The sequence below is a fragment of the Paenibacillus sp. CMAA1364 genome (genome assembly GCF_054373195.1).
Genome location: NZ_JBITNB010000047.1, coordinates 1 through 5,568, shown reverse-complemented (window position 1 = coordinate 5,568; position 5,568 = coordinate 1). Strand labels below are relative to the sequence as shown.

Genomic DNA, 5,568 nt, shown 5'->3' with positions numbered 1-5,568 from the left:
CTTTCATATAGTTGCACTATTTGTTGTTTAAACTCTGTTGTGAACGTTCGTCTTTATTTTGGAATAGTAGATTCGCTCCCTTATTTATTTCTCCATTTTACTAGCCCCTATTTTCTTTGTCTAACTTAGTGTAGCCGTTCCAATGTCATCCTGGTTAAGCTTCTCCTCTGAATAAGATAATGACCGTACCGAATAGTGCTTTTGAATACACTTATATCCACGTTTGAAACGATTTATTGACTATCTTTACATTGTTCATTTCTGCCCAACTCTTTAAATCCGAGATACCTCTATCTTCATCCTTTGAATACCTAAATGCCATATCCAATGGGACGATCTTCCTCCTGTAAGGTAATATCCCAATAACAGGTTTAAAGTACCCCCGAGTCATTATCACTTTAATATCCCTTGAATTAATTATATTCCCATTTAATATGATTTGCTCATTGGATAGGCATAACTCGGTTGGTTTCTTAAAAAATGTACTGTACAATGCGAGTAATAGTACAACTAAACCCATAAGAACCGCTGTTAACGAAGCGTAAAATACACCCCTATGATCCCATAATCCCAATACAAGAATAGATTGACTCGATATAATAACTATCATACTTATAATGGTTCCAATCCTTGATGGACTCTTAACTGGATGCTTTATTTCCTTCAACATTGCCCCCCCTGTTCAAATCCCTTATCTTAGAATACACATATTGGAACTAAACTGCCTGGTAGGTGAATACTTCTAATGAATGGATTATTGAGTTTTTTTATGTGTTCGCTGATTTCCGATAACGTTTGTGTGTTTCTAACGTCCATTTTCCTTAAGTTGCTAGAGAATCGTGCGAAGCACGTTCTCCGCCGGGCGCGATGCGCTTAGGAAAAGGGATGTTGTTCGTTGCCAACTGGCTGAAGTAATTCCAGCTAGTGCCGAACCCAAGGGGCCGGAGGCACGCGGCAGAAAAATGGTGTTATAGGATGTCAGCGCCTTCTTCGATCTACTTACTCAATTATCTATTGTGTTCCGTTTGCGGGAATAAGCCGCGATGATCATGTCTTTGTGGTCTTGGGTTTCCACATTCGATATAGTCCAATAACTAAAAAGCTAAAAGCAATAACTTCTATAATTCTAGGAATTATACTAAACCAAGCTACTAATCTGCCAATAGTCATTCCCATCGGTAGGGAAGTATTACCTCCAACAATTGAATCAATATATCTACTGATAAATGGAGGATAAATATAAGATAAAATCAAATGGACAAGTAAGATGAGAAAGAAATAGAAGCCCGCTATAAAGGAATGTTTTCTACATAGTATAAGACCAAATATAAACAAAACTGAAATTATAACTGTGAGTGAAATAATCACAGTGCTTAGCAAAATATCCCCTCCTAAACACACGTATATATTACTACATTCCCCGTTATATTTTTAAGTTTTCTGCGATTTATATAATTCAATACAAGGGTTAATTTGAATTTTCCTTATCTGCGCTGATTTCCTATAATGTTCGCGCATTACCGACGTCCAAACGGCTTAAGGATCGTAGGTCCTGGTGGCTCTGCCATTTAGCTGGTTGGATGTGTCACCTGAATTAATTTCTAATAATTTCCTCCTGTGACCAAGGAAGCGTAGCGACCGCTGTGGTAATGCAATGTTAGATGAAGGACACTGAGTTACCCCAGATAAATGCCTTTAAAGTGCCTTTAGATATGTCTTTAATAGACTTTTATACTGGTCTGATACACTCTACTCTGTTACCAAATGGATCTCTAAATTCAAATCTCTCATATCCTGGAATTGGTACTGATTCAAGTATTTCAATACCATTGTCTACTAGAATCTTTTCAATGGTATTTAAGTCCGTTACTTCATAAGCTAGGTGGGCTTTTGTCTGAAAGCGATCGACCTCGTCTTCTGTTCCAACATGTAATTGTTGATCTCCTACTTGAACCCAAAAACCGCCTCTACCAATTAATGATTTTGGCTTTGAGATTTCCTTCAGGTGCAATATTCCGCAATAGAAATTCCTAGCCTCTTCTTCTTTGTCTTTAGGTATTGTGATTTGAGCATGATGAAATCCAATAATCATAATAATGCTCCTTTCAGGTTTTAATAAACATGCTTCGTTCTTTCATCTAACGTTTGTACATTCCTGACATTCAAGCAGCTTAAGTGACCGTAGGGAACGGGTCGTCAGACTTAGCTGGTTGAATGTGTCGCCTGAATAATCTTCTTGAAAATCCTTCTAGGCGATCAAGGGCGAATGCCCGCAGTAGGAATGTGGTGTTATCGGATGTCAGCGTCTTCTTTGAAATATCCCTCAACTTTAGTTATCTTTAACTAACGTGTACCGTTAGCTTAAGGAGTCAAGGTGCAGTTGCCCTAACAACCTACTTCCTTTACTTTGAAGTCGGAACTTAGTGTTGCTTCTCAAATGGCGAATAATTACCAAACAACTTCGAATTTCTTCTGCTTCTTCACGTTCTTAATACTTCTCTTTTCCTCCGCTGTCATCCCTTCTAGGGATACTGATACGTATTCTAACCTAGGGAAGTTTGTCAGTAAAAAACTCCAATCTTCCGTGTGAATGCCATCTAAATAAAGGTAACGAACTTCCGGTAGTTGCAGCTCCTGAATATTGTCTACTGGATTCTCTCTCAAGTTAATGCAGTCCAGGTAAGGAATTTCATTCAACGGTCTGATGTCTTTAACTGAATTGGATAAAACATCAATGTGAGATAATCTTTCAAATCGGCTAAGAATCGATAAATCTTTTATCTGGTTATGGTTTAAAAATATACAAGCCAACATAGGAAGGTTCAATTCCTTAAGAATTGATATATTATTAATTGCACAGCCTTGAAGGGACAAGGAAACCACTCCAGATGTTAATTCCCTTAGCTCCCTTGTGTCGAATTCGGGATTATCTTTAATTGATATACTGCGTAAATTCTGTGCATACTTAACTCCTTTTAAGCAACTAATAGGTGCATCTTTATAGTTTGGGGAAATACTACTTAGTTTCAGTAGATTGATTTCAGTAAGATCATCTTTATAAATGTTCAGTTCCCTACGAATGATAGTCTCGAGACTCTGATCTTCAAAAGTCACCGGTTTGCCTCTTGGACCATTGATTTCATAAGACAATTCGGCCATAAATTCTTCTTTCAACCTCTCCTCTTCTTTGTAATCGTATACAAGCCATTGTAATTCGAAGAATAGAGGAGCGACAAAGGACGGATGAACCCATTGAATGGTTTCATCTTCGAGAATTTGACCAATAAGTAATAAATTATCCTTAACCTTCATAATGTGTTTTCCACACCGTACTTGCTTTCCATCATCTATGAGATTTGCTGCTGTGCTATAGCTAACCTTCTCCCGAGATGAGATTCCTTCGTAGAAGCTATCGAATTTTTTTAACCGCTCTTTTCTGTCTTCTTCCATATACTATACTCTGTGTCCCATACTTCTACGAAGTGAAATCCTTTCAGCTTATTGTCCTCGACTGCTTTTTTGAATTCGTCCGTCACATAAATTCTTGTCTTCAGATGCGGAGGCATTCGGAAGATCGGAGTGGAATGATCCACCATTTCACGGTTAATATGTACATACTCCGAGAAATAACCATAATTGATCCTTTTCTCAACAGGATTACTCATATCAATAAAATCTTGGATATTTTTCACTTTAACAAAATACATTTCGTGTTCATTATGGGTAATAGGGAGAAATTCTACCCCCTCCCCTAATAGTGGGGATAATACTTCTTTCGCTTTCTTCATAAATACGGTATAGCCTATCATAAACTCGGCACAATCACTTTTGTTTCCTTTTCGTCTAGTCAAAAATCGTATTGGCTTCCACTCTTTTGTCTCATCATCGAAATAAGTTTTTACATGATCATAATATTCATCAAAGCTTTCAGCTTCGATTGCGGTACACTTCTCTGATGTAGCTAACCACCAAATCTTCACTAACATCTACCCTTTTCGAAGTAATGTATTTTCAAATTAATGATTCGTCTCATTAACAAAATAGACTCCCAACCTCGAAATTCAGTCAAAGAAACGTGTTAAGTAAGGTTACCTATAATCCAGAGGAATTGGAACTATTAGTACTATTCTTTCGTTAGGTGAATAGCTTCTAATTAATGGATTATCGAGGGTTTTTATGTGTTCGCTGATTTCCGATAACGTACCCGCATTTCTGACGTTCAAGCGGCTTAAGGCACGAAGTGCCGGGTCGTCAGACTTAGCCGGTTGAATGTGTCGCCTGATTCCACTTCTTAGAAAATCCCCTTGGCGACCGAGGAGCGGCAGCGACGATGCTGAAATGAAATGTTATAGGATGTCAGCGACTTCTTCGAGTATACTTATACATCGCTTTCATCAACTATTGTGCCTCGTTTGATCAATTAATTTCTATGTTTTTTTTCAATAATTTGGTCTACTTGGCTAATAAAATCTCCCGCGAGCTCTAGTTGTTGAGTAGCAAATTTTAAATCACCATAACCTTCAATAGCGTAATCTAAATTACCTAGTGTAGACATCAATATGCGGGCGGTAATGGCAAAACTAAATGCTTTTGGATCAACAACGATGTCTTTATTGCTCAATATGTATCTAAAAGTTGGCTCCTTAAATCCATTAAACAAGGCGAGATTACCAACAAATGATGCTAGGTCCCAGTAAGCGGGCATCAATGATACATCCTCAAAGTCTGTCCAAATCCAGCCTTCAGAACTTGGTACTAAGTTTCGAGCATGGGCATCTCCATGACATGGTATTAGCAAACTTGTTTCTAATCGCATCTGTTTATCTACTTTATGAAACAACTTTAGTAATGCTTGTATACGTTGGTCAGAACTTTTCATCAATCTCGCAGCCGATTGACTAGTCCGTTCCCAAACACCAAGCACTGGAAGTTCGTCAAAAAAGTCCTTCATTGCAACGGAGAGACTACTTACCAGCCCAACGGCTTCATTCGGTGATGGTCCTTGTAATTGTGTAGGAGGAACATAGTTCCAAAGCGTCATCCATGTCCCATCAACGTCGTATGGTCCTGCATCAACAAGACCAGTAGGTAATAACACGGGAACATTCTTGATTTGAAGGTGACGTGCTACCTTTAATTCTCGATAAAGTCTTTTGTATGCGAGATCCGCTTCTTCCTGTGAAATGACATTGGCTAATCGGGCAACAATTGGATGGGGGGCCAAATGAATAATCAGGTTGCCTCCATTACTAAGAACAATAGGTGTTATTTCAGCTAAACCAATAGTTTTAACAGCAATTAACACTTGAGAAACTAGTTTATCTATATTTGACAATACAAAATCTCCTTAACTAAAAAAGATATAAAATTAAAACTTTAAAATAACATCGAAGTATTAAGTGTGGCTATGGTACATTTTATTTAGTTTTTTTGCTGATTTCCTATAACGTTTCCGCATTCCTGACGTTCAAGCGGCTTAAGTGACCTTAGGGAACGGGTCGTAAGACTTAGCCGGTTGAATGTGTCGCTTGTATTAACTTCTCTGAAATTCCTCTTGGCGACCGAGGA

5 protein-coding genes are annotated in these 5,568 nt (G+C 38.1%); all 5 read right to left on the bottom strand.

Annotation, left to right across the window (positions count from 1 at the left end; genetic code table 11):
* Positions 1–211: 211 nt before the first annotated feature.
* The 5 genes from ACH8E3_RS16505 to ACH8E3_RS16485 all read right to left on the bottom strand — a co-directional run bounded on the left by ACH8E3_RS16505 (position 212) and on the right by ACH8E3_RS16485 (position 5,335).
* Entirely contained in the window at positions 212–670 is a 459-nt protein-coding gene (locus ACH8E3_RS16505; RefSeq protein WP_458633742.1) for a hypothetical protein, read from the bottom strand.
* Between the two features lie 1,059 nt (positions 671–1,729).
* Complete coding sequence (locus ACH8E3_RS16500) at positions 1,730–2,092, bottom strand: VOC family protein (protein WP_458633741.1); 363 nt, start codon at positions 2,090–2,092, stop codon at positions 1,730–1,732.
* 356 nt (positions 2,093–2,448) lie between these two features.
* Positions 2,449–3,450 carry a leucine-rich repeat domain-containing protein gene (locus tag ACH8E3_RS16495; RefSeq protein ID WP_458633740.1) on the bottom strand — a complete coding sequence of 334 codons (1,002 nt, stop codon included), beginning with the start codon at positions 3,448–3,450 and terminating at the stop codon, positions 2,449–2,451.
* Entirely contained in the window at positions 3,423–3,980 is a 558-nt protein-coding gene (locus ACH8E3_RS16490) for an imm11 family protein (protein WP_458633739.1), read from the bottom strand. Before ACH8E3_RS16490 ends, ACH8E3_RS16495 begins: the two co-directional genes overlap by 28 nt.
* Before the next feature lie 440 nt (positions 3,981–4,420).
* Complete coding sequence (locus ACH8E3_RS16485; RefSeq protein ID WP_458633738.1) at positions 4,421–5,335, bottom strand: phosphotransferase; 915 nt, start codon at positions 5,333–5,335, stop codon at positions 4,421–4,423.
* Positions 5,336–5,568: the final 233 nt, after the last annotated feature.